Annotated in this window: 18 protein-coding genes; 9 read left to right on the forward strand and 9 right to left on the reverse strand. The window is 61.9% G+C overall.

Translation table 11 applies throughout. The annotated features are described in order from the left end of the window. Positions 1-93 precede the first annotated feature (93 nt). The 6 genes from ACVW0Y_RS13585 to ACVW0Y_RS13610 form a co-directional block, all read right to left on the reverse strand. The gene (locus ACVW0Y_RS13585; RefSeq protein WP_457438854.1) at positions 94-924 is read right to left on the reverse strand and encodes an ABC transporter permease; all 831 of its coding nucleotides are present in this window, start codon (positions 922-924) and stop codon (positions 94-96) included. A gap of 15 nt (positions 925-939) precedes the next feature. Further along, positions 940-2172, reverse strand: coding sequence for an ABC transporter permease (locus tag ACVW0Y_RS13590; protein ID WP_457438855.1), 1233 nt, complete (start codon positions 2170-2172; stop codon positions 940-942). A gap of 199 nt (positions 2173-2371) precedes the next feature. Continuing rightward, positions 2372-3403: an ABC transporter substrate-binding protein gene (locus ACVW0Y_RS13595; RefSeq protein ID WP_457438856.1), complete on the reverse strand. Its 1032-nt coding sequence runs from the start codon at positions 3401-3403 to the stop codon at positions 2372-2374. 56 nt (positions 3404-3459) lie between these two features. Then, positions 3460-4572: an ABC transporter ATP-binding protein gene (locus ACVW0Y_RS13600; RefSeq protein WP_457438857.1), complete on the reverse strand. Its 1113-nt coding sequence runs from the start codon at positions 4570-4572 to the stop codon at positions 3460-3462. Between the two features lie 300 nt (positions 4573-4872). After that, positions 4873-5502, reverse strand: coding sequence for a response regulator (locus tag ACVW0Y_RS13605; RefSeq protein ID WP_457438858.1), 630 nt, complete (start codon positions 5500-5502; stop codon positions 4873-4875). A 15-nt stretch (positions 5503-5517) separates the two neighbouring features. Beyond that, the gene (locus tag ACVW0Y_RS13610) at positions 5518-7905 is read right to left on the reverse strand and encodes a PAS domain-containing sensor histidine kinase (protein WP_457438859.1); all 2388 of its coding nucleotides are present in this window, start codon (positions 7903-7905) and stop codon (positions 5518-5520) included. Between the two features lie 88 nt (positions 7906-7993). Between ACVW0Y_RS13610 and ACVW0Y_RS13615 the strand changes: the two genes are divergently transcribed. After that, positions 7994-9088 (forward strand): alpha/beta hydrolase family protein, encoded by a 1095-nt coding sequence (locus ACVW0Y_RS13615; RefSeq protein ID WP_457438860.1) that lies wholly within the window; start codon positions 7994-7996, stop codon positions 9086-9088. Between the two features lie 91 nt (positions 9089-9179). On the opposite strand, the gene ACVW0Y_RS13620 is transcribed toward ACVW0Y_RS13615, so the two are convergent. Genes ACVW0Y_RS13620 through ACVW0Y_RS13630 form a run of 3 tightly spaced genes read right to left on the reverse strand, consistent with a single transcriptional unit; the run spans position 9180 to position 11646 of the window. Continuing rightward, positions 9180-9953: a TerB family tellurite resistance protein gene (locus ACVW0Y_RS13620; protein ID WP_457438861.1), complete on the reverse strand. Its 774-nt coding sequence runs from the start codon at positions 9951-9953 to the stop codon at positions 9180-9182. Further along, positions 9953-10624 (reverse strand): N-acetylmuramate alpha-1-phosphate uridylyltransferase MurU, encoded by a 672-nt coding sequence (gene murU / locus ACVW0Y_RS13625; protein WP_457438862.1) that lies wholly within the window; start codon positions 10622-10624, stop codon positions 9953-9955. The genes ACVW0Y_RS13620 and murU overlap by 1 nt, the downstream gene beginning before the upstream one ends. Further along, positions 10621-11646, reverse strand: a complete 1026-nt coding sequence (locus ACVW0Y_RS13630; RefSeq protein WP_457438863.1) for an aminoglycoside phosphotransferase family protein — start codon at positions 11644-11646, stop codon at positions 10621-10623. The genes murU and ACVW0Y_RS13630 overlap by 4 nt, the downstream gene beginning before the upstream one ends. 126 nt (positions 11647-11772) lie before the next feature. Between ACVW0Y_RS13630 and ACVW0Y_RS13635 the strand changes: the two genes are divergently transcribed. The 8 genes from ACVW0Y_RS13635 to ACVW0Y_RS13670 all read left to right on the forward strand — a co-directional run bounded on the left by ACVW0Y_RS13635 (position 11773) and on the right by ACVW0Y_RS13670 (position 21447). Beyond that, on the forward strand, positions 11773-14493 hold the full coding sequence (locus tag ACVW0Y_RS13635) for an LPS-assembly protein LptD (RefSeq protein ID WP_457438864.1): 2721 nt from the start codon (positions 11773-11775) through the stop codon (positions 14491-14493). Beyond that, a complete protein-coding gene (locus ACVW0Y_RS13640; RefSeq protein ID WP_457438865.1) occupies positions 14474-15766 on the forward strand; it encodes a peptidylprolyl isomerase in 1293 nt (430 codons plus the stop codon). The genes ACVW0Y_RS13635 and ACVW0Y_RS13640 overlap by 20 nt, the downstream gene beginning before the upstream one ends. Beyond that, entirely contained in the window at positions 15763-16749 is a 987-nt protein-coding gene (pdxA, locus tag ACVW0Y_RS13645; protein ID WP_457438866.1) for a 4-hydroxythreonine-4-phosphate dehydrogenase PdxA, read from the forward strand. The genes ACVW0Y_RS13640 and pdxA overlap by 4 nt, the downstream gene beginning before the upstream one ends. 111 nt (positions 16750-16860) lie before the next feature. Next, positions 16861-17676 carry a 16S rRNA (adenine(1518)-N(6)/adenine(1519)-N(6))-dimethyltransferase RsmA gene (rsmA, locus tag ACVW0Y_RS13650; RefSeq protein WP_457438867.1) on the forward strand — a complete coding sequence of 272 codons (816 nt, stop codon included), beginning with the start codon at positions 16861-16863 and terminating at the stop codon, positions 17674-17676. A 38-nt stretch (positions 17677-17714) separates the two neighbouring features. Beyond that, positions 17715-18095, forward strand: coding sequence for a Co2+/Mg2+ efflux protein ApaG (apaG, locus tag ACVW0Y_RS13655; RefSeq protein ID WP_457438868.1), 381 nt, complete (start codon positions 17715-17717; stop codon positions 18093-18095). Next, complete coding sequence (locus ACVW0Y_RS13660; protein ID WP_457438869.1) at positions 18095-18919, forward strand: symmetrical bis(5'-nucleosyl)-tetraphosphatase; 825 nt, start codon at positions 18095-18097, stop codon at positions 18917-18919. Before apaG ends, ACVW0Y_RS13660 begins: the two co-directional genes overlap by 1 nt. Next, a complete protein-coding gene (gene glpE / locus ACVW0Y_RS13665; protein WP_457438870.1) occupies positions 18916-19245 on the forward strand; it encodes a thiosulfate sulfurtransferase GlpE in 330 nt (109 codons plus the stop codon). The genes ACVW0Y_RS13660 and glpE overlap by 4 nt, the downstream gene beginning before the upstream one ends. 279 nt (positions 19246-19524) lie before the next feature. Then, the gene (locus ACVW0Y_RS13670) at positions 19525-21447 is read left to right on the forward strand and encodes a PrkA family serine protein kinase (RefSeq protein WP_457438871.1); all 1923 of its coding nucleotides are present in this window, start codon (positions 19525-19527) and stop codon (positions 21445-21447) included. Positions 21448-21481: the final 34 nt, after the last annotated feature.

The raw sequence follows: 21481 nt of genomic DNA on the forward strand, positions 1-21481 counted from the left end.
TAGGGGACAAAAAGAGCATCGCGGCTGAAGCCGCCCCTACAGAGAACCACGCAGCCCTTGTAGGAGCGGCTTTAGCCGCGATGCGTCTGACCTTCAGCTCTCGCTCGAAGAAGTACGCAGCTTCTCGCTGCGCCCACGCAGCCATTCCAGGGTCAGTAGCAACACCACGGAGAAGCCGATCAACAGAGTCGCCGCGGCGGCGATGGTCGGGCTGAGGTTCTCGCGGATGCCGCTGAACATCTGCCGCGGCAAGGTGGCCTGGCCTGGGCCGGCGAGGAACAGGGTCACCACCACTTCATCGAACGAGGTGGCAAAGGCAAACAAGGCACCGGAAATCACCCCCGGGGCAATCAACGGCAAGGTCACCCGGCGGAACGCGGTGATCGGCGAAGCCCCCAGGCTGGCCGCCGCGCGCACCAGGTTGTAGTTAAAGCCCTGCAGAGTCGCCGACACGGTGATGATCACAAACGGCACACCCAGCACGGCATGCACCACGATCAGCGAGAAGTAGCTATTGCCCAGCCCCAGCGGCGCGAAGAACAGGTAGCTGGCCACACCGACGATCACCACCGGCACCACCATCGGCGAAATCACCAGGCTCATCACCAGCGCCTTGCCGCGGAACTCCCCACGGGTCAAACCAATGGCCGCCAGGGTGCCAAATACCATGGCCAGCACAGTGGCGGCCGGGGCGACGATCAGGCTGTTTTTCAGCGAGCGCATCCAGTCGGCCGAGGCGAAGAAGTCCCGGTACCAGTGCAGCGAGAAACCTTGCAGCGGGTAGACCAGAAAGCTGCCGGAGTTAAACGACAGCGGCACAATCACCAACACCGGCAAGATCAGAAATAGCAGCACCAGCGCGCACAAGGTGCGCAGGGCGTAGTACCACACGCGCTCAATCGGAGACATGTAAGGGCTTTGCATCAGAGGTTCTCCTTATCAGCTCAAGCGCAGGCGGCTAGCGCCCACCAGCCAGCTGTAAACCACGTAAAGGGCCAGGGTGGCGAACAGCAGCAGGCCGCCCAAGGCAGTGGCCATGCCCCAGTTGATGCTGGTGTTGGTGTAGAAGGCAACGAAGTAGCTGACCATCTGGTCGCTCGGGCTGCCGAGCAGCGCCGGGGTGATGTAGTAGCCAATGGCGAGGATAAATACCAACAGGCAACCGGCGCCGACACCGGCCAGGGTCTGCGGGAAATACACGCGCCAGAAGCTCGCGAACGGATGACAGCCCAAGGAAATCGCTGCGCGCATATAGGTGGGCGAGATGCCCTTCATCACGCTGTAGATCGGCAGAATCATAAACGGCAGCATGATATGCACCATGGCGATGTACACCCCGGAGCGGTTGAACACCAGCTCCAGCGGTTTATCGATAATGCCCATGGCCAGCAGCGCGCTATTGATCAGGCCGCCCGATTGCAGCAACACGATCCAGGCCGCCACGCGCACCAGAATCGAGGTCCAGAACGGCAGCAGCACCAGAATCATCAGCAGGTTGCTCTGCCGTGACGGCAGGTTGGCCAGCAGGTAGGCCAGCGGATAGGCCAGCACCAGGCAGATGGCGGTGATCACCAGGCCCATCCAGAAGGTGCGGGCAAAGATATCCAGGTAGATGGCTTGATCGGGGGTGGCCGGTGCCACCTCGCCGACATCGTCGATACGGTGATCGACGGCGGCCAACAGGTAGTACGGCGTCACGCTGCTGGTGTTGCGGCGGATCACTTGCCAGTAGGCGGGGTCGCCCCAGCGCTCATCCAGTCCTTCCAAGGCTTCTTTATAAGAGGTTGGGGTTTCAGCGAACGGCAGCGCTTTGGCGGTTTTCATCAGCAGGCTGCGGTAGCCGGCCGATTCCATATTCAGACGCTTGGACAGATCGCCCAAGACTTGATTCTTGCGGGCTTCGCCCAGGTCTTCGCTGATGGACTGGTACACCGGCTCAGCGGGCAAACCTTTGCCATCCCATGCAGCCACGGCGACTACCGTGCGCGGCAACCCATTGACCACTTCCGGGTTGGCGACGCTTTTGTACAGCAGCGCCACGATCGGCACCAGAAACACCAGCAGCAGAAACAGCACCAGCGGCGCGATCAGCGCTTGTGCCTTGAGGCGGTTGACCCGCTCGGCGCGCGCGAGGCGTTGTTTCAAGGTGGCTTCGGGAATGGCGACGGCCATGGAAAACTCCAATAAATGAAACTACTGCGCTCGGCCAGGCGGCGTTAAAAACAGACTCGCAATGCTCATTGGCTACAGCCAACTGCGCTTACTCGCCTGCTTTTGCCTTGCCTATCCTTCGCTCGCAACGTTTCACAAGCATTTGATTAAGCGTCACCCTCGCGAACGAGGGTGACGATCTAGCTCAGGGACAGCGGTATTACTTGGCAGCCCACGAGTTGAAGCGCTGCTCCAGCTGCTCACCGTTGTCCGCCCAGAAGGTCACGTCGATCTGTACTTGATCGGCGATGTTTTCCGGGGTGGTCGGCATGTCTTTGAGGATGCCTTTGTCCAGCAGGGCCACGGCTTTGGAGTTGGCCGGACCGTAGGCGATGTTTTCCGAGTAGATCTTCTGCTGCTCAGGCTGCACCGAGTAGGCGATGAACTTCTTGGCCTCTTCGGCGTTTTTCGCGCCCTTCGGAATGGCCCAGGCGTCGAAGTCGTAGATGCCGCCGGTCCACACCACTTTCAGGTTGCTTTCTTTCTGCACGGCAGCGATACGGCCGTTGTAGGCCGAGCTCATTACTACGTCGCCGGAGGCGAGGTATTGCGGCGGCTGGGCACCGGCTTCCCACCACTGGATATTCGGCTTCAGCTCATCCAGCTTTTTGAACGCGCGGTTCTGGCCGTCTTTGCTGGCCAGCACTTTGTACACGTCTTTCGGCGCAACGCCGTCGGCCATCAAGGCGAACTCCAGGGTGTACTTGGCACCTTTACGCAGGCCACGTTTGCCCGGGAATTTGCTGGTGTCCCAGAAATCGGCCCAGCTGGTCGGTGCGGTTTTCAGCTTGTCGGCGTTGTAGGCCAACACCGTGGACCATACGAAGAAACCCACGCCGCAGCTCTGGATGGCGCCCGGCACGTAGTCGGCCTTGTTGCCGAACAGCGCCGGGTCGAGGGTTTCGAACATGTCTTCGTCGCAGCCGCGCGACAGTTCTGGCGACTCTACTTCCACCAGATCCCAGGACACGCTGTTGGTGTCGACCATGGCTTTGACCTTGGCCATTTCACCGTTGTACTCACCGGCGACGATCTTGCCTTTACCGGCTGCTTCCCATGGCTCATAGAACGCCTTTACCTGGGCTGCCTTGTTCGCTCCCCCGAACGAAATAACGGTCAGATCGGCCGCCATGGACTGAGCGGCAACCGCCAGCCCAAGTGCCACGGTGACGAGTTTCAGTGCTTGTTTCATTGTTGTTCTCCACAGTGCTGAGTTGAATGACGCGTTTACTGCGAACTTCAAAACGGTCAGGCACTTTCCAAAAGTGGATCGAGTGCTCTGACGTGCTCCACTTGCCAGCCGAGCGGCACCACATCGCCCACCGCCAACCCCGGATCGAGATCGGCGATGGGTTGTTTGACGTAGAAGTCGGCCTTGCCACACACCTCCAGACGCACACGAACGTGGTCGCCCAGGTAGATAAATTCGGCCACGCGGCCGGAGAAACGGTTGCTGCAGACATCACTGGCACTGTTCAGCAGCACCCGCTCCGGGCGCACCGACAGGGTTACCGGCTCGCCCGGCTGGCCGACGTTGACCGCCAGCGCATTGACCTTCTCGCCACGCGCCAGCTCGACCACACAACGCTCGCCGTCACGGCTGAGCAGGCGGCCATTGAGGCGGTTGTTCTCACCGATAAAGTTGGCGACGAAGGTGTTTTTGGGTTCTTCGTAGAGGGTGCGCGGCGGGGCGATCTGCTGGATTTCGCCTAGATGGAATACCGCCACACGGTCGGACATGGTCAGTGCTTCGCCCTGGTCGTGGGTCACGTACACCACGGTCACGCCCAGGCGTTGATGCAGGTGCTTGATCTCCATCTGCATATGTTCACGCAGCTGTTTGTCCAGCGCCCCCAGCGGTTCGTCCATCAGCACCAGCTGTGGCTCGAACACCAGGGCGCGGGCCAGCGCCACACGCTGTTGCTGGCCGCCCGAGAGCTGACCAGGGTAGCGATTGCGGAAGCTGTCGAGCTGCACCATCGACAATGCGCGCTTCACGCGCTCACTGACATCGGTCTTGTTCATGCCGCGCACGGTGAGGGGGAAGGCCAGGTTTTCGGCCACCGTCATATGGGGGAACAGCGCGTAGTTCTGGAACACCATGCCGATATCGCGCTTGTGCGGCGGCACGTTATTGATGGAGCGGCCGGCCAACTGAATTTCGCCAGCAGTGGGCGTTTCAAAGCCGGCGAGCATCATCAGGCTGGTGGTCTTGCCCGAGCCGGACGGCCCCAGCAGGGTGAGGAATTCGCCCTTGCGGATATCCAGGTTGAGGTCTTTGACGATGAGGTTCTCGCCGTCGTAGCTCTTCTGAACGCCACGAAAGCTGACCAGTACATCGTTCACTTGCGACTCGACCATGACCCCACCTTTTTGATTTTGTATGTCGTGTCCTAAGGCTAGAGAACCCTGGAAGCAGCGCAAATCGGGGGCTATGAGAGATTGCTATAAGCAAGGCGGAAGACTGAGGGTAGGGATCGCCCTACCCCGTTGGCGCGATTGGGTATTGCCATGGGGAGGCAGAGCGGTGGGAGGGGGGGGGAAAGGGGTCGCAAATAGATATGCGGGATATTCTGTAGGAGCGGCCTCAGCCGCGAACGCTGCGCACGCAGATCAAGAGCATCGCGGCTGAAGCCGCTCCTACGAGGGACCGGGAAGGTCCTAAACCAGCTTGTGCTCCATGGCGTACTTGACCAGGTCAGCCACCGAGCTGGCATTGAGCTTTTGCATCAACCGCGCCTTGTGAGTACTGATGGTTTTGTTGCTCAGCGCCAGCTGCTGGGCGATGTCGTTGACGTTGGCCCCCTGCACCAGCCGTTCGAACACCGAGAACTCCCGTTCCGACAGCCGCGTGTGCAATGGCCGCGAATCGGTCAGGCCGACTTCGAACACCATGCGGTCGGCCAGGTCCGGGTCGATGTAACGCCCACCCGCCGCCACCCGCCGAATGGCGGTAAGCAGCAACGCCGGGTCGCTGTCTTTGGTGGCATAGCCGGCAGCGCCAACCTTGAGGGCACGGGCGGCCATTTGCGCTTCGTCGTGCATCGACAACACCAGAATCGCCGGCGCGTTGTTTAGCGCGCGAATCCGTGGAATCGCCTCCAGGCCGTTGACCCCAGGCATGGAGATATCCAGCAGCACCACCTCGCATTCGGTTTGGCGCAAGGTTTCCAGCAGTTGCTCGCCATTGCTCGCTTCGCCAACCACGCAGAGGTCCTTGGCCAGACCGATCAACTGCTTGATGCCTTCACGGACGATGGTGTGGTCTTCGGCGACCAGTACACGGATCACGGCAAACGCTCCTATTCAACTCAATGGAATGTGCACAGTCAGGCTGGTGCCTTCGCCCACCTGACTGTCCAGGCGCAACGTGCCACCGAGCATCAGCACACGCTCGCGCATGCCCACCAGGCCGAACGAGGCGCTGCGCCCGGGGGCGGCGACAAACCCGACGCCGTCATCGACGACAGTCAGACACAGGTCGTTGCCCTCCAGCGCCAGGCGCAGCTCGACAGTATGCGCCTGGGCATGGCGCATCACGTTGGTCAGCGCTTCTTGCAGAATGCGGAACAGGCCGATGGCCTTGGCGTCGGCCAGCGTCGGCAGGTTGTCCGGCACCTGCACGATGCAGGGGATTTGTGTACGGGCTTCAAAGCGCTGCGCCTGCCATTCGATGGCCGACGCGATGCCGGCATCCAGAATCGGCGGACGCAACGCGGTGGCTACATCGCGCACCAGCTGGAACAGGTTGGCGATCAGGCGCTTCATGCTGTTCAGGCGGTCCTGCAAACCGGGGTCGAGCTCGGCATAGGCCAGCTCGCACATCGAAGTTTCCAGTTTCAGCACCGTGAGCACCTGGCCCAGTTCGTCGTGCACTTCGCGAGCAATACGGGCCTTTTCTTCTTCACGCACGCTTTCCAGGTGCGCCGACAGCTCACGCAGCTGGGCGCGGGAATCGGCGAGCTCCAGTTCGATGCGCTTGTTATCGGTGATATCCCACGCGATGCCATCCCAGACCACCGAGTTATCGTCCAGACGGCGGGCCATAGCCTTGATATCGGCCCAGCGCTGCTCGCCACCCTCGGTGAGAATGCGGCCCTGCCAGTGCCAGTCGCGGTCATTGGCAAAAGCCAGGTCCTGGCTGCCGTGGTAGCTGGCCCTGTCGTCGCTGTAGACCAGGCTGCGCAGTCCGCGATCCTTCGCCTGCAACACAGCGGCGGGATAACCGACCATGCCTTCGCTGCCGTCGCTGATAAAGGCGAACTCCACATCGGCACCGACATGCGGGCGCTCCAGGCGGAAGACCATGCCCGGCACATTGGCGGCAATCCCCTGCAGCCGCGCCTGGCTTTCCTGCAAGGCGGCCAGGGCACGACGACGCTCGGTGACGTCGGTGATATAGACCACCAGGTACTCGGCCTGGCGAAAGCGCAGAAAGCTCAGCGACACATCCGCCGGCAAGGTACTGGCGTCGGCACGCAGCAGATTGCTTTCGAAACTCAGCGGCTCGCCATCACTGCCGCGCGCGCGCTTCCACAGCGCCAGCCAGCGGTCCATGTGCAGGCTCGGATCGAAGGCCGCCAGCGGCCGCTCCACCACGCCGCCAGGTGGATAACCGAGCATCTGTTCCGCCGCCCGGTTGGCGTAGCGCACATGGCTGTCCCAGTTGACCCAGAGAATGCCAACGGTGCTCTGGTCGATGGAAAATTGGGTCAGGCGCAACGCCTCCTCGGCGGCCTCGCGCAGCTCCAACGCGTGCCGTGCATCCAGCAAGCCGCGCTCCAGGTTGCGCACCTGGCGGCGCAGCCAGAACAGGCAGGCCACCGCCGCCGCCAGCAACACGCCAAACAGGCTGGTGAGGTTCTGCCAGAAACCGGGGGACTCACTCAAGCGCGGGTATTTGATCTGCACCCAACGGTTATGCAACTGATCGAGCTGCTTGGGCGTCAGCCCGGCCAGGGCCTTGTCGACCAGGCCGGACAGCTCTGGCCAGTCGCGCCGCGAGGCCACCCGCAGCAATTGTGGAAAGCCGATATCACCGACCACCGCCAACTCGGCGAACTCCGCTTCAGCGGACAGGCGACTGAGCTGCGCCTCGTCGATGACCACATATTTCACCTGCTGCGCCAGCAGGTTCTGCAAGGCCTGGCGCTCGTTGGCGAGGTTCTGCAGATTGAGGTTGGAGTAGGAGCTGCGCAGGTAATCGGCCACCGCACTGGGCATACGCACGGCCACCGGGTCGTTGCTGCCCAGTTGCTCGAAGTCCACGGCGGCACCGCCAAGCCGTGCGCCCACCACCAATTGCGGCACACGCATATAAGGATCGGAGAACAGCCATTGGCGCAGGCCCGCCGGGGTTTGCATCTGCCCTGGGGCAAGGTCGAACAGCCGTGCCTGGGCGGCGGCTTCGAGGGCGGCCTGGTCGGGATAGGTCTGCCAGATCAGCTCCACATCGAGGGCGCTGGCCAGCGCTTTCATCAGGTCGATATGGGCACCGGAGAGTTTCTGCAGCCGCCGATCCATCTGCGCATAGGGCGCTTGCAGCACCACGCCGACCCGCAGCTGTTTGTGCGCGACCAGCCAACTGCTTTGCTCGGCGCTCAGCACCAGCGACGCTGTCGGCGTTTCGCTGAACGCCACACCTGGCAGCACGGCAACCAGCAGCAACAGGGTGCCCAGCACATAACGGATCATCCTGCGGCGAACCTCGGCGAAGGAGTGGAAAGCGGCATACCTTACTCCACGCCTGACAAATAGCCGACAGCCGATTAGGCTGCACCCATTGCCATCGCCCAGGACCTGCCCGATGTCCCCGTCGCTTCGCCCGTACCTTGCTGCGCTGACCTTGCTGCTGTGCGGCCATCTGCAGGCTGCCGATGAGCCGGCACCGACCAAGGAGGGCGAAGCACCGGCCGCCGCGGTCGAACGAGCGCCGCTGAGTGAGCGCAGCGTCGATGACGCCACGGCGTTGGCCAAACGGGTACCGGAAAAGGAGCAGCAGAAACTGCAGGCCGGCGATGAAGAATTCCTCGCCCTGTGGAAGCTGGCCAATGTCGGCGATGCCATCGGAGTGATCATCTTGATCCCCGGCGACGGCGAGACCGCAGACTGGCCGCAAGCCATGGCGCCGCTGCGGGAAAAGCTGCCGGATGCCGGCTGGCATACCTTGAGCTTGAGCCTGCCAGACCCGCAAGGTGATGAGCCGCCGCTGCGTCCCATTGAGGAAGCGGCCCCGCCCGGCGGCGAGGAAAAGAACGCTGACGCGCCTGCCCAGACCAGCGAGCCGGCACCCGCCACCACGCCCGAAAACGCCGCCGTACCGGCCGACAACACGCCGCCGCCGAGCGGCATCAGCGAAGAGCAACGGGCCACCCACGCCACCCGCGTCAGCGCGCGCATCGAAGCCGCCATCGCCTTTACCCAAGAGAAAAAAGCCAAGGCCATTGTGCTGCTCGGGCATGGCAGCGGCGGTTACTGGGCCGCGCGTTATCTGGCGGACAACAAGCCCAAGCAGGTCAGCAATCTGATTCTGGTGGCGGCGGAAAAGCCGGTGGGGTTCAGCCCGGCGCTGGAGGATTTGGTGCCTGAGCTGAAGCTGGCGACTGGCGATTTCTACTACAACGATCAGCCGCTCGACCGCGATGCCGCCAAGCTACGCAAAGAAGCCAGCAAGCGGCAAAAGCATCCGGCCTATATTCAGGTGGCCATGGCTGGCATGCCCGGCGACCGGGCCACGGAGCAGGAGCAGTTGTATCGGCGGGTCAAAGGCTGGTTGAGCCAGCACCTGCAATCCGGGGCAGCCAGGCCTGACGCCCCCGCGCCGGCTGAAGCCCCCGAACCGTCTCCGCCGCCAGAGCCGACTTCGCCAGGGATCTAGCGACAGCATTGGCCCGGAGGAGCGGCTTCAGCCGCGATGCTTTTAGATCAGGAACATCGCGGCTTAAGCCGTTCCTACAAGACACTACCGGTCAGCGAAACCCGCGTTGCTCGCGCACCACCGCATAAGCGCTGTGCAACTCGCGGGTTTTCTCGGTGGCTTCGCGCACCTTGGCCGGGCTGGCACCGGCCCCCAGCAGTTTGTCCGGGTGGTGACGGCTGAGCAGACGTCGGTAGGCATTCTTGATGGTTTGCACATCGCTGCCATGGGCCACATTCAGCAGCCTTAGCGCCTGCTCATAGGTAACGTTGCTGGCCACACTGGTGCTTTTGCGCGGTTCGAACTCGGCACCTAACGCAGCCACCCGCTCGCGCCCCAGGCCCAGCCATTTGCCCCACAACACAATCAGCTCGCGCTCGGTGCCGGTGGCCCGGCCATCGGCCCAGGCCATGCGCCAGCAGGTACGCAGTACTTCTTCCGCAGTCGCCGCCTGATGGCGTAAACGCCGCAGCGGCACGCGCAAACCGTCCTGGCCATTCTTGCCGCGGGTAAAGGCCCCGATGGCGCGGCGTTGATCGCTGTCGCTCAACTGCAGGCGCTGCATCTCCGCGCGGGCCTGCTGGATATGCACTTCCAGCACCTGACCATCGCTCTTGGCCAAACGGCCAAGAAGGATAAACAGTAGATCCTGATCCGCCACCCCAGTCGGCCGCGCGCCCTTGAGCCGGCCGCGCAAGTCGGCCCAGCTTTCCAGCGCCATCCGCCGGTCCACCACCTGGCCGAGCAGAATGCCCAGCAAAGCGCCCGGAATACTGGCCAGCGCCAAACCGGCGGTGGCCCCGACTACCGTGGCAGGCCAGAGCATCAGCCCGCCTCCGCCAGCAGTTGCTCAACTTCGAGCAACCGCTCATGGGTGCCGACATCCACCCAATGACCCGGGTGATACTCGCCACTCACCTGCCCCGCCGCCATGGCATCACGCAGCAGCGGTGCCAGTTTGAATGCGCCCGGCTGGCAACCCTCGAACAACGCCGGTGCCAGCACGGCGATACCGCTGTAGGTAAGAGTGGCCACACCGGGTTGGCCGTCGCTGAGCAGCCCTTCACGCAGGATAAAATCGCCGGCCGGATGATGGCTCGGGTTGTCGATCATCACCAGATGGGCCAGGCCCTTCAGCTGCTTGGGGATGGCGTGGAAATCGTAGTCGGTCCAGACGTCGCCATTGACCACCAGAAAGGGCTCGCTGCCGAGCAAGGGCAGCGCCCGGAAAATACCGCCGCCGGTTTCCAGCGGCTCGCCTTCCGGTGAATAGACGATGCGCAGCGCAAACTGCGCACCATCGCCCAGGTGCGCTTCGATCTGCTCACCGAGCCAGGCTTGGTTGATCACCACCTCAGTAAAGCCGGCAGCCGCCAGCGCCCTCAGGTGGTACTCGATCAGCGGCACGCCGGCCACCGGGATCAATGGTTTGGGGGTGTGCAGGGTCAGCGGACGCATGCGCTCGCCCTTGCCGGCGGCCAGAATCATCGCCTTCATGGGCGCGCCACCTTGGCCTGGCGCAGGCCGGCCAACAGCTCAGCAAGTTCGGCCAGCTCCGGACGACGTTCCAGCACCGCTTCTATATAGGCAAAGAAGCGCGGCACATCGCCGAGGTATTTCGGCTTGCCGTCGCGGTGGCAGATGCGCGCAAAAATACCGATCACTTTCAGGTGGCGCTGCACGCCCATCAGGTCGCTGGCGCGCAGAAAGTCGTCGAGCTCGGCCTGCACCGGAATGCCCAGGGCACCGGCCTGCTGCCAGTACTGCGTCAACCAGGCGCGCACACGCGGTTCCGGCCAACTGAGGAAGGCGTCTTTGAACAGACTGGTAACGTCGTAGGTAACCGGGCCATACACCGCATCCTGGAAATCCAGCACGCCGGGGTTCGGCTCGCTAAGCATCAGATTGCGCGGCATGTAGTCGCGATGCACCAACACCTTAGGCTGGGCCAGAGCGCTGTCGATCAGCACCTTGCAGATACGTTGCCAGGCGGCCTGCTGCGCTTCGCTGAACTCCAGCTTGAGTTCGTGGCGCACATACCAGTCAGGGAACAGCTGCAATTCGCGGTTGAGCAGGGCGTGGTCGTAACTGGGCAGTGGGGTGTGCTGCGGCAACTGTTGAAAAGCCAACAAGGCCTGCAATGCATCGGCGAACAGGGCGTCTGCATTTTCCTCGTTTATCACCTCAAGGTAGGTCTGCCGCCCGAGGTCGGGAAGCAATAAAAAACCGCGTTCGAGATCTTCGGCCAAAATTTCCGGCACATTTATTTTTGCTTCAGCGAGCAAACCGGCGACTTTTACGAAGGGCCGGCAGTCTTCCTGAGGCGGCGGAGCGTCCATTACGATCAGCGTTCGGCCCTCGCCGTGCCAGCGGAAATAGCGCCGAAAACTGGCGTCGCTGCTAGCGGCAGTAAGGGTTGCGGGGGGAACAACACCCCAGCCGCGCTGGGCAAAAAGGCCGGGTAGTTGCTCATCGAGCCACACGGACAGCTGTTGCAGGCGTACATCTTCATCAAGCATTACAAGGGTCTCCGACGGCCCTAGCCGTTGTGCGGGTCATGCTTTATTATCCAGCATCTTTTTCAGCCCATCGAGAGGCGTGCGGTCCTAGCGGGCCGATGGCGCGCAGGAAGCCCGGACTACAAGATGGCAGTAAAATACCCCGCGTTTCGTAAAAAATTCCCTCTGCTGGTTACCGGCAGCCTATTGGCCTTGCAACCTGTTGCTACCCAATACGTGGTCGCCGCCGAGCAGTTTGACTGCCAGGTGTCGCCTTCGGGTGGCTGGGCGTGCGCCCCGAAAGCGGCCAACGCCGTGTTGCCTCCACGCCCGGTGCATAGCGCCGGCGCGGTGAGCTCCGTGGTGGGCACTTCTGCCGAGAAGACCAGCACGGTCGCCTCGGGTGAAACCGTTGCCGACGAGGCCAAGCCGCAGCTGGTGACCGACAGCAAGGGCAAGGCCCTTAAATCTCGCAGTGCTGACTACAGTCACCTCGACTGGGTTCCGCGCGACCAGCTCACCGCCGAGCAACTGGCCGAAACCGGCCCGTATTGCTCCGGCGCGTATATCGAGCCAGAGCGTCCCGGCATGAACGACAAGACGGCGAAGAAAGATGCGCCGACCTACCTGTCCGCCAAGGCCTCGCGCTATGAGCAGGAACAGCAGGTAGCCACCCTCGCCGGTGATGTGATCATGCGCCAGGGCAGCATGCAGGTGCAGGCCGATGAGGCCAGCCTGCTGCAAGCTGAAAACCGTGGCGAGCTGAATGGCAATGTGCGCCTGCGTGACAACGGCGCTCTGGTAGTGGGTGACCACGCCAAAATTCAGCTGGACACCGGTGAAGCGCAGATCGACAACGCCGAGTACGTGCTGCACAAGGCCAGCGTTCGCGGTAGCGCGCTGTATGCCAAACGTCAGGAAGACTCGATCATCCGCCTCAAGGATGGTACCTACACCCGATGCGAACCAGGCAGCAACGCCTGGAACCTGAAGGGCAACAACATCACCTTGAACCAGGCCACCGGTTTCGGTACGGCCACCAACGTGACGTTGCGGGTAAAAGACATTCCGGTGTTCTACACCCCGTACATCTATTTCCCTATCGACGATCGTCGCCAGTCCGGCTTCCTGCCGCCTAGCATCGGTTCGTCGAGCGATACCGGCCTGATGCTGGTAACGCCGTACTACTTCAACCTGGCACCGAACTACGACGCCACCTTGTATCCACGCATCATGACCGAGCGCGGCGTGATGATGGAAGGCGAGTTCCGCTACCTGACCAAAAGCAGCGAAGGCAAAGTCAGCGCCGCTTACCTGGATGACGGTGACGACGAGCGCAAGGACGAGCCGAAGTACGAAGACCAGCGTTACCTGTACAGCTTGCAGAACCAGACAGGTCTGGATTCCCGTCTGCTGGGCACGATCGACTACACCAAGATCAGCGACCCGTACTACTTCCAGGATCTGGAAACCGACCTCGACGTCAGCAACCAGACCTTCGTGAACCAGCAAGGCGCACTGACCTATCGTGGCGACAGCTACAATGCCAAGCTCAACCTGCATCAGTATCAGCTGGCCACCGTTACCGACGTGACGCCCTATGATCGTCTGCCGCAGGTGACCTTCGATGGCGTGCTGCCATTCCAGCCTGCCGGCTTGAACTTCAGCTACGACACCGAGTTCGTGCGCTTCGACCGTAACCTGGACGAGTACACCTACGGCGACCAGGAAAGCCCGGACATGGCCCTGGAAGGCCTGACCCGTGCCACTGGCGACCGTACCCATCTGGAGCCGGGCGTCAGCCTGCCGCTGAACTGGAGCTGGGGCTACGTCAAACCAACGGCCAAGTACCTGTACACCGACTACGACCTGGATATCGACCAGCAGGGTAAATCCCAACTGGCCGCCGACGGCACGCCGTTCAAAGGCAGCCAGGACCGTGGCGTGCCGCTGTATAGCCTCGATAGCGGCCTGTACTTCGACCGCAACACCACGCTGTTTGGCAATGCCTACCGCCAGACTCTGGAACCACGCCTGTACTACCTGAACGTGCCGTATCGCGACCAGTCGGATATCCCGATCTTCGACACCAGCGAATCGCCGTTCAGCTATGCCTCGCTGTTCCGTGAAAACCGTTTCTCCAGCAGCGACCGCATTGGCGATGCCAACCAGCTGTCGCTGGGCACCAGCAGCAGCTTCATCGAGCCAAACGGTTTCGAACGTGCACGGATCGCCCTTGGCCAGACCTTCTACTTAGAAGATCGCAAGGTGCAATTGCCCGGTATCGAAGGCAAGGACGAAGCCTCGGTTTCACCATACGCCCTCACCGGTCAGTACCGCCTGAACCGCGACTGGCGTGTCAGCTCCGACTTCAACTGGGACCCGGACGCCGGCGAAACCCGCTCGGGCAACGTCATGGCGCATTACCAGCCGGAAGCGAACCCAGGCAAGATCATCAACGCCGGTTACCGCTACCGTAACGACGTCAAACGCTTCAACCCGCGCACTGGCGAGTTCGAAGTGGCTGGCGACGAGTACAAGATCGATCAGTCCGACTTCTCGGTTATCTGGCCGGTGGTTCCGCAGTGGAGCGCTATCGCTCGCTGGCAGTTCGATTACAACCAGAGCCGCACGCTGGAAGCCTTTGGTGGTTTCGAATACGACAACTGCTGCTGGAAACTGCGCCTGATCAACCGTTACTGGGTCGAGTACGACGAATTCGACCTGCAGCGTGACGAGAAAGGCGACCGCGGGATCTTCCTGCAGATCGTGCTGAAAGGCCTCGGTGGCGTAGTCGGCAACAAAGTTGAGAGTTTCCTCGACCAAGGCATTCAAGGTTATCGTGAACGTGAAGACCAAGCTTACTGATTGTCTGCGCCCGCTGTTGCTGGGCGCAGTGCTTCTGGGTACCGCGGCACAGGCCGAAGTGCAGTCCATTGACCGGGTCGTGGCCATCGTCGACAACGACGTCATCATGCAAAGCCAATTGGACGACCGCCTGCGCGAGGTGCAACAAACCATCGCCAAGCGCGGCGCGGCCCTGCCACCGGAGCACGTGCTGAGCCAGCAAGTGCTGGAACGCCTGATCATCGAAAACCTGCAATTGCAGATTGGCGATCGCTCCGGCATCCGCATTACTGACGAAGAACTGAACCAGGCCATCGGCACCATCGCCCAGCGCAACAACATGAGCGTCGAGCAGTTCCGCGCCGCCCTGGCGCAGGACGGTCTGTCGTTCGACGACGCCCGCGACCAGGTACGTCGCGAGATGATCATCAGCCGTGTGCGTCAACGCCGTGTGGCCGAGCGCATTCAGGTTACCGACCAGGAAGTGCAGAACTTCCTGGCCTCGGACCTTGGCAAGATGCAGCTGTCCGAGGAGTACCACCTGGCCAACATCCTGATCCCGGTTCCGGAAAGCTCCTCGCCGGAGACCATCCAGGCTGCGGACAAGCAAGCCTCCTCGATCTATCAGCAACTCAAGCAGGGCGCGGACTTTGCGCAGCTGGCGATCGCCAGCTCCGGTAGTGAAACCGCCCTGGAAGGCGGCGACATGGGCTGGCGTAAAGCCGGTCAACTGCCAGCTCCGTTCGACGGCATGATCGGTGCACTGGCGGTTGGCGATGTCACCGAACCAATTCGTACCCCAGGCGGCTTTATCATCATCAAGCTGTTGGAAAAGCGCGGTGGCGGTAGCCAGGTCAAGGACGAGGTGCATGTGCGCCACATCCTGATCAAACCCAGCGAAATCCGCAGTGACGCAGAAACCCAGCGTCTGGTGCAGCGTCTGTATGAGCGCATCATGGCCGGTGAAGATTTCGGCGAACTGGCGAAAAGCTTCTCCGAAGACCCGGGTTCGGCACTCAACGGCGGCGACCTCAACTGGATCGACCCAAGCACCCTGGTGCCTGAGTTCCAGCAAGTGATGGCCAACACCGCCAGCGGCGAAGTCTCCAAACCGTTCAAGAGCCCTTACGGCTGGCACGTCTTGCAAGTCCTTGGCCGTCGCGCCACTGACAGCAGCGAAGAGTTTCGCAAGCAGCAGGCCCTCAACGCCCTGCGCAACCGTAAGTACGATGAAGAGCTGCAAGCCTGGTTGCGCCAGATCCGCGACGAGGCGTACGTAGAAGTCAAACTGTGACCCTACCGCGCTTTGCTCTGACACCCGGCGAGCCGGCGGGTATAGGTCCCGACCTGTGCCTGCTGCTCGCCCAGCACTCCCAGCCGTACCCCCTGATTGCCATCGCCAGCTGTGACCTGCTCAATGAGCGGGCCGCGCAGCTGGGTGTGGCTGTTCGTGCGGTCGCGGTCAGCCCTGATGCCTGGCCGGACACGCCAGCGCCCGCCGGCACCCTGTATGTCTGGGATACGCCGCTGCGTAATCCGGTGATCGCCGGCCAGCTCGACTCGGCCAACGCGGCTTACGTGCTGGAAACCCTGACCCGCGCCGGGCAAGGCTGCCTGAACGGCGATTTCGCCGGGATGATCACTGCGCCCGTGCACAAGGGCGTGATCAACGAAGCGGGCATCGCCTTCTCCGGTCACACCGAATTTCTTGCCGAGCTCACCCACACCCAGCAAGTGGTGATGATGCTCGCCACCCGCGGCCTGCGCGTCGCCCTGGTGACCACCCACCTGCCGCTCAAGGATGTGGCCGCAGCCATTACCGCCGAGCGTCTGGAGCGTGTCACGCGCATTCTGCACGCCGACCTGGTGAACAAGTTCGGCATCGCCGCGCCGCGCATTCTGGTCTGCGGCCTCAACCCCCACGCCGGTGAAGGCGGTCATCTGGGGCGCGAGGAAATCGAAGTGATCGAACCGACGCTGGCGCGCCTGCGCAGCGACGGTCTGAACCTGATCGGGCCCCTGCCGGCCGACACCCTGTTTACCCCAAAACACCTGGAACACTGTGACGCAGTCCTGGCGATGTACCACGACCAGGGTTTGCCGGTGCTGAAGTACAAAGGCTTTGGCGCCGCGGTGAACGTCACCCTGGGCCTGCCGATCATCCGTACTTCGGTGGACCACGGCACCGCCCTCGACCTCGCCGGTACCGGCAAGATCGACAGTGGCAGCCTGCAGGTGGCCCTGGAAACCGCCTACCAGATGGCCGAGAGTCGCTAGCGGCAAACGGCTGGCAGCCTTTCTTTTATTCCGACCTGCGCCTTAACTGGCAGCAATGACCCTTTTTCAGCAGCCAGCGCTCTGGCTGCCAGCGCATTCGACAGAGCCCCTATGACTGAGCAATACCAACACCGCGCCCGTAAGCGCTTCGGCCAGAACTTTCTGCATGACGCCGGGGTTATCCACCGCATCCTGCGCGCCATTTATGCCAAGCCAGGCGAGCGCCTGCTGGAAATCGGCCCGGGTCAGGGCGCGCTCACCGAGGGCTTGCTGTCCAGTGGCGGCACCCTGGATGTGGTAGAGCTGGACCTCGACCTGATCCCGATCCTCAAGGGCAAGTTCGACAGCAATCCGAACTTCACCCTGCACCAGGGCGATGCGTTGAAATTCGACTTCACCAGCCTCAACCCCGCGCCCAACAGCCTGCGGGTGGTCGGCAACCTGCCGTACAACATCTCCACGCCGCTGATTTTTCACCTGCTGGAAAACGCCGGGCTGATCCGCGACATGCACTTTATGCTGCAAAAGGAAGTGGTCGAGCGCCTGGCTGCCACGCCAGGGGGCGGCGACTGGGGCCGTCTGTCGATCATGGTGCAGTACCACTGCGCCGTGGAGCACCTGTTCAATGTTGGCTCCGGGGCGTTCAACCCGGCACCGAAGGTCGACTCGGCCATCGTCCGCCTGGTCCCCCACGCCACCCTGCCGCACCCGGCCAAAGATCACCGCCTGCTCGAGCGCGTGGTGCGTGAGGCATTCAACCAGCGCCGTAAAACCCTGCGCAACACCCTCAAGGCGCTGCTCACTGGCGAGGCGATTGAAGCCGCCGGGGTCGACGGCAGCCTGCGTCCGGAACAGCTCGATCTGGCGGCCTTTGTGCGCCTGGCCGACAAACTGCATGAGCAGACAACTGCGGCACCAGCACACTAAACTCGACATCCTGCTGTTCGCTTAACTGAGCCATTCGCATGTCCGATCCCCGCTATCAGATCGACGTCAGCGTCGTCACCCGCTTCCTCCCCGAGCAGTCGCAGCCGGAGCAGAACCGCTTTGCGTTCGCCTACACGGTGACCATCCGCAACAACGGTGAGCTGCCAGCCAAGCTGCTGTCGCGGCACTGGCTGATCACCGACGGCGATGGCCGCGTGCAGGAGGTGCGTGGCCCCGGCGTGATCGGCCAACAACCGACCATCGACGCCGGGGCCAGCCACACCTACAGCAGCGGCACCCTGATGGCTACGCGGGTGGGCAATATGCAGGGCAGCTACCAGATGCTGGCCGACGACGGCAAACGCTTCGATGCCGTCATCGCGCCGTTCCGCCTGGCCGTGCCCGGGGCCCTGCACTGATGACGGTGTACGCTGTCGGCGACCTGCAAGGCTGCCTTGATCCACTGAAGTGCCTGCTCGAACGTGTAGCCTTCGACCCTGAGCGGGACCGCCTGTGGCTCGTTGGCGACCTGGTCAACCGCGGTCCCCAGTCGCTGGAAACCCTGCGCTACCTGTACGCCATGCGGGACGCCCTGGTCTGTGTGCTGGGTAACCACGACCTGCATCTGCTGGCTGCCGCGCACAATATCGAACGCCTGAAAAAGGGCGACACCCTGGGCGAGATTCTCGACGCCCCGGACCGCGCCGAGCTGCTCGACTGGCTGCGCCAGCAAAAGCTGCTGCACTACGACGTCGACCGCGATATCGCCATGGTGCATGCCGGCATCCCGCCACAGTGGTCTTTGAAAAAAGCGCTGCGCTGCGCTGCCGAAGTGGAAGAGGCGCTGCGCGACGACGCGCGCCTGCCGCTGTTTCTCGATGGCATGTACGGCAACGAGCCGAACCGCTGGGACAGCGACCTCAAGGGCGTCACCCGTCTGCGGGTGATCACCAACTACTTCACCCGCATGCGCTTCTGCAAAGCCGACGGCACCCTCGACCTGAAAACCAAGGAGGGCATGGACAGTGCCCCGCCGGGCTACGCCCCGTGGTTCAGCTATAAACAGCGCAAGACCGCCGGACAGAAGTTGATCTTTGGCCACTGGGCCGCCCTTGAAGGCCACTGCGACGAACCAGGCGTCATTGCGTTGGACACGGGTTGCGTATGGGGCGGTGCCATGACTTTACTCAACGTCGACAGCGGCGAACGCCATCGCTGCGACTGCAAGGAACCCACAGCATGAGCGAATTCAAACGCATTCCCCCGGAACAAGCCCAAGCCCTGCGCACCCAAGGTGCGGTGGTAGTGGATATCCGCGACCCGCAAAGCTTCGCCATGGGCCATATCAGCGGCTCCCGGCACCTGGACAACCATTCGCTGCACGACTTCATCACCAAGGCCGATCTCGACGCACCGCTGATCGTCTCCTGCTACCACGGCAACTCCAGCCAGAGTGCAGCGGCCTATCTGGTCAGCCAGGGTTTCTCCGAGGTTTACAGCCTCGACGGCGGCTTCGAGCTGTGGCGCGCCACCTTCCCCGGCGAGACGGCCGAAGGCACTGCCGAATAATTTTTTCCAAGCGTCTATCCCGCGCCCTGCCTGGGCTCTCGCCCTCCTGTAACAAAGACCGGCACATGCTTATCGTTTGTCGGTCCTTGACCTCCTCAATAACGAACTATCCTTAGCCTCAGGCCATCCATACAGGGGAGAGCCGGCACACCGGCTTCCGGGGCTATCGGCAGCGACCTTTAGGTGTTCTGGGGGATTCTCATTTGCCGACTTATCGGCAGATTGCCAGCACCCGCACGACCGATCCCGCCCGGCTCGACCATCAAGCGAGGTGACGTCATGAGTATTTTCAGCCACTTCCAACAGCGCTTCGAAGCGACTCGCCAGGAGGAATATTCCCTTCAGGAATATCTCGACCTGTGCAAGCAGGACAAGAGCGCTTACGCCACGGCAGCCGAGCGTCTGTTGATGGCCATCGGCGAGCCCGAGTTGGTGGATACCTCGCACAACTCCAGGCTGTCGCGGATCTTCTCGAACAAAGTGATCCGTCGCTATCCGGCCTTCCAAGACTTCCATGGCATGGAAGAGTGCATCGACCAGATCGTCTCCTACTTCCGCCACGCCGCTCAGGGCCTGGAGGAGAAGAAGCAGATCCTTTACCTCCTCGGCCCGGTGGGCGGTGGTAAATCGTCGTTGGCGGAAAAGCTCAAACAGTTGATGGAGAAGGTACCCTTCTATGCCATCAAGGGTTCACCGGTATTCGAGTCGCCCCTGGGGCTGTTCAACCCGGCCGAAGACGGCACCATCCTCGAAGAAGACTTCGGCATCCCCAAACGCTACCTGAGCACCATCATGTCGCCCTGGGCAACCAAGCGCCTGGCCGAGTTCGGTGGCGATATCAGCCAGTTCAAGGTGGTCAAGCTCTACCCCTCGATCCTCAACCAGATCGCCGTGGCCAAAACCGAGCCTGGCGATGACAACAACCAGGACATTTCTGCCCTGGTCGGCAAGGTGGATATCCGCAAGCTGGAAGAATTTCCGCAGAACGACGCCGACGCCTACAGCTACTCCGGCGCGCTGTGCCGCGCCAACCAGGGGATGATGGAGTTCGTGGAGATGTTCAAAGCGCCGATCAAGGTGCTGCACCCACTGCTGACCGCCACCCAGGAAGGCAACTACAACAGTACCGAAGGCCTCGGTGCGATTCCGTTTATGGGCGTGCTGCTGGCCCACTCCAACGAATCGGAGTGGCACAGCTTCCGCAACAACAAGAACAACGAGGCGTTCATCGACCGCATCTATATCGTCAAGGTGCCGTACTGCCTGCGCGTCAGCGACGAAATCAAGATCTACGACAAGCTGCTGTTCAACAGCTCACTGGCCAAAGCCCACTGCGCGCCGGACACCCTCAAAATGCTCGCGCAGTTCTCGGTGCTGTCGCGCCTGAAAGAGCCGGACAATTCCAATGTCTACTCGAAAATGCGCGTGTATGACGGCGAAAACCTCAAAGACACCGACCCGAAAGCCAAGTCGATCCAGGAATACCGTGACAGCGCCGGGGTGGACGAAGGCATGAACGGTCTGTCGACCCGCTTCGCCTTCAAGATCCTCTCCAAGGTATTCAACTTCGACCCCCACGAGATCGCCGCCAACCCGGTGCACCTGCTGTATGTGCTCGAACAGCAGATTGAGCAGGAACAATTCCCCGCCGAAGTGCGCGAACGCTATCTGCGTTACATCAAGGAATACCTGGCACCGCGCTATATCGAGTTTATCGGCAAGGAAATCCAGACCGCCTACCTCGAGTCCTACAGCGAATACGGCCAGAACATCTTCGACCGCTATGTGCTGTACGCCGACTTCTGGATTCAGGACCAGGAATACCGCGACCCGGAAACCGGCGAAATCCTCAACCGCGTGGCGCTCAACGAAGAACTGGAGAAAATCGAGAAACCGGCCGGCATCAGCAATCCCAAGGATTTCCGCAACGAAATCGTCAACTTCGTGCTGCGTGCCCGGGCCAACAACAACGGCAAGAACCCCACCTGGCTCAGTTACGAGAAGCTGCGGGTGGTGATCGAGAAGAAAATGTTCTCCAACACCGAAGACCTGCTGCCGGTCATCAGCTTCAACGCCAAGGCCAGCAAGGAGGACCAACAGAAGCACAACGATTTTGTCTCGCGGATGGTCGAGCGCGGCTACACCGACAAGCAGGTGCGCCTGCTGTCCGAATGGTACCTGCGGGTCAGAAAGTCGCAGTAACCTGCTACGTCGGCCTGTGCCGACGTCGTTGCCG

This window comes from Pseudomonas sp. TE3786, assembly GCF_054057335.1.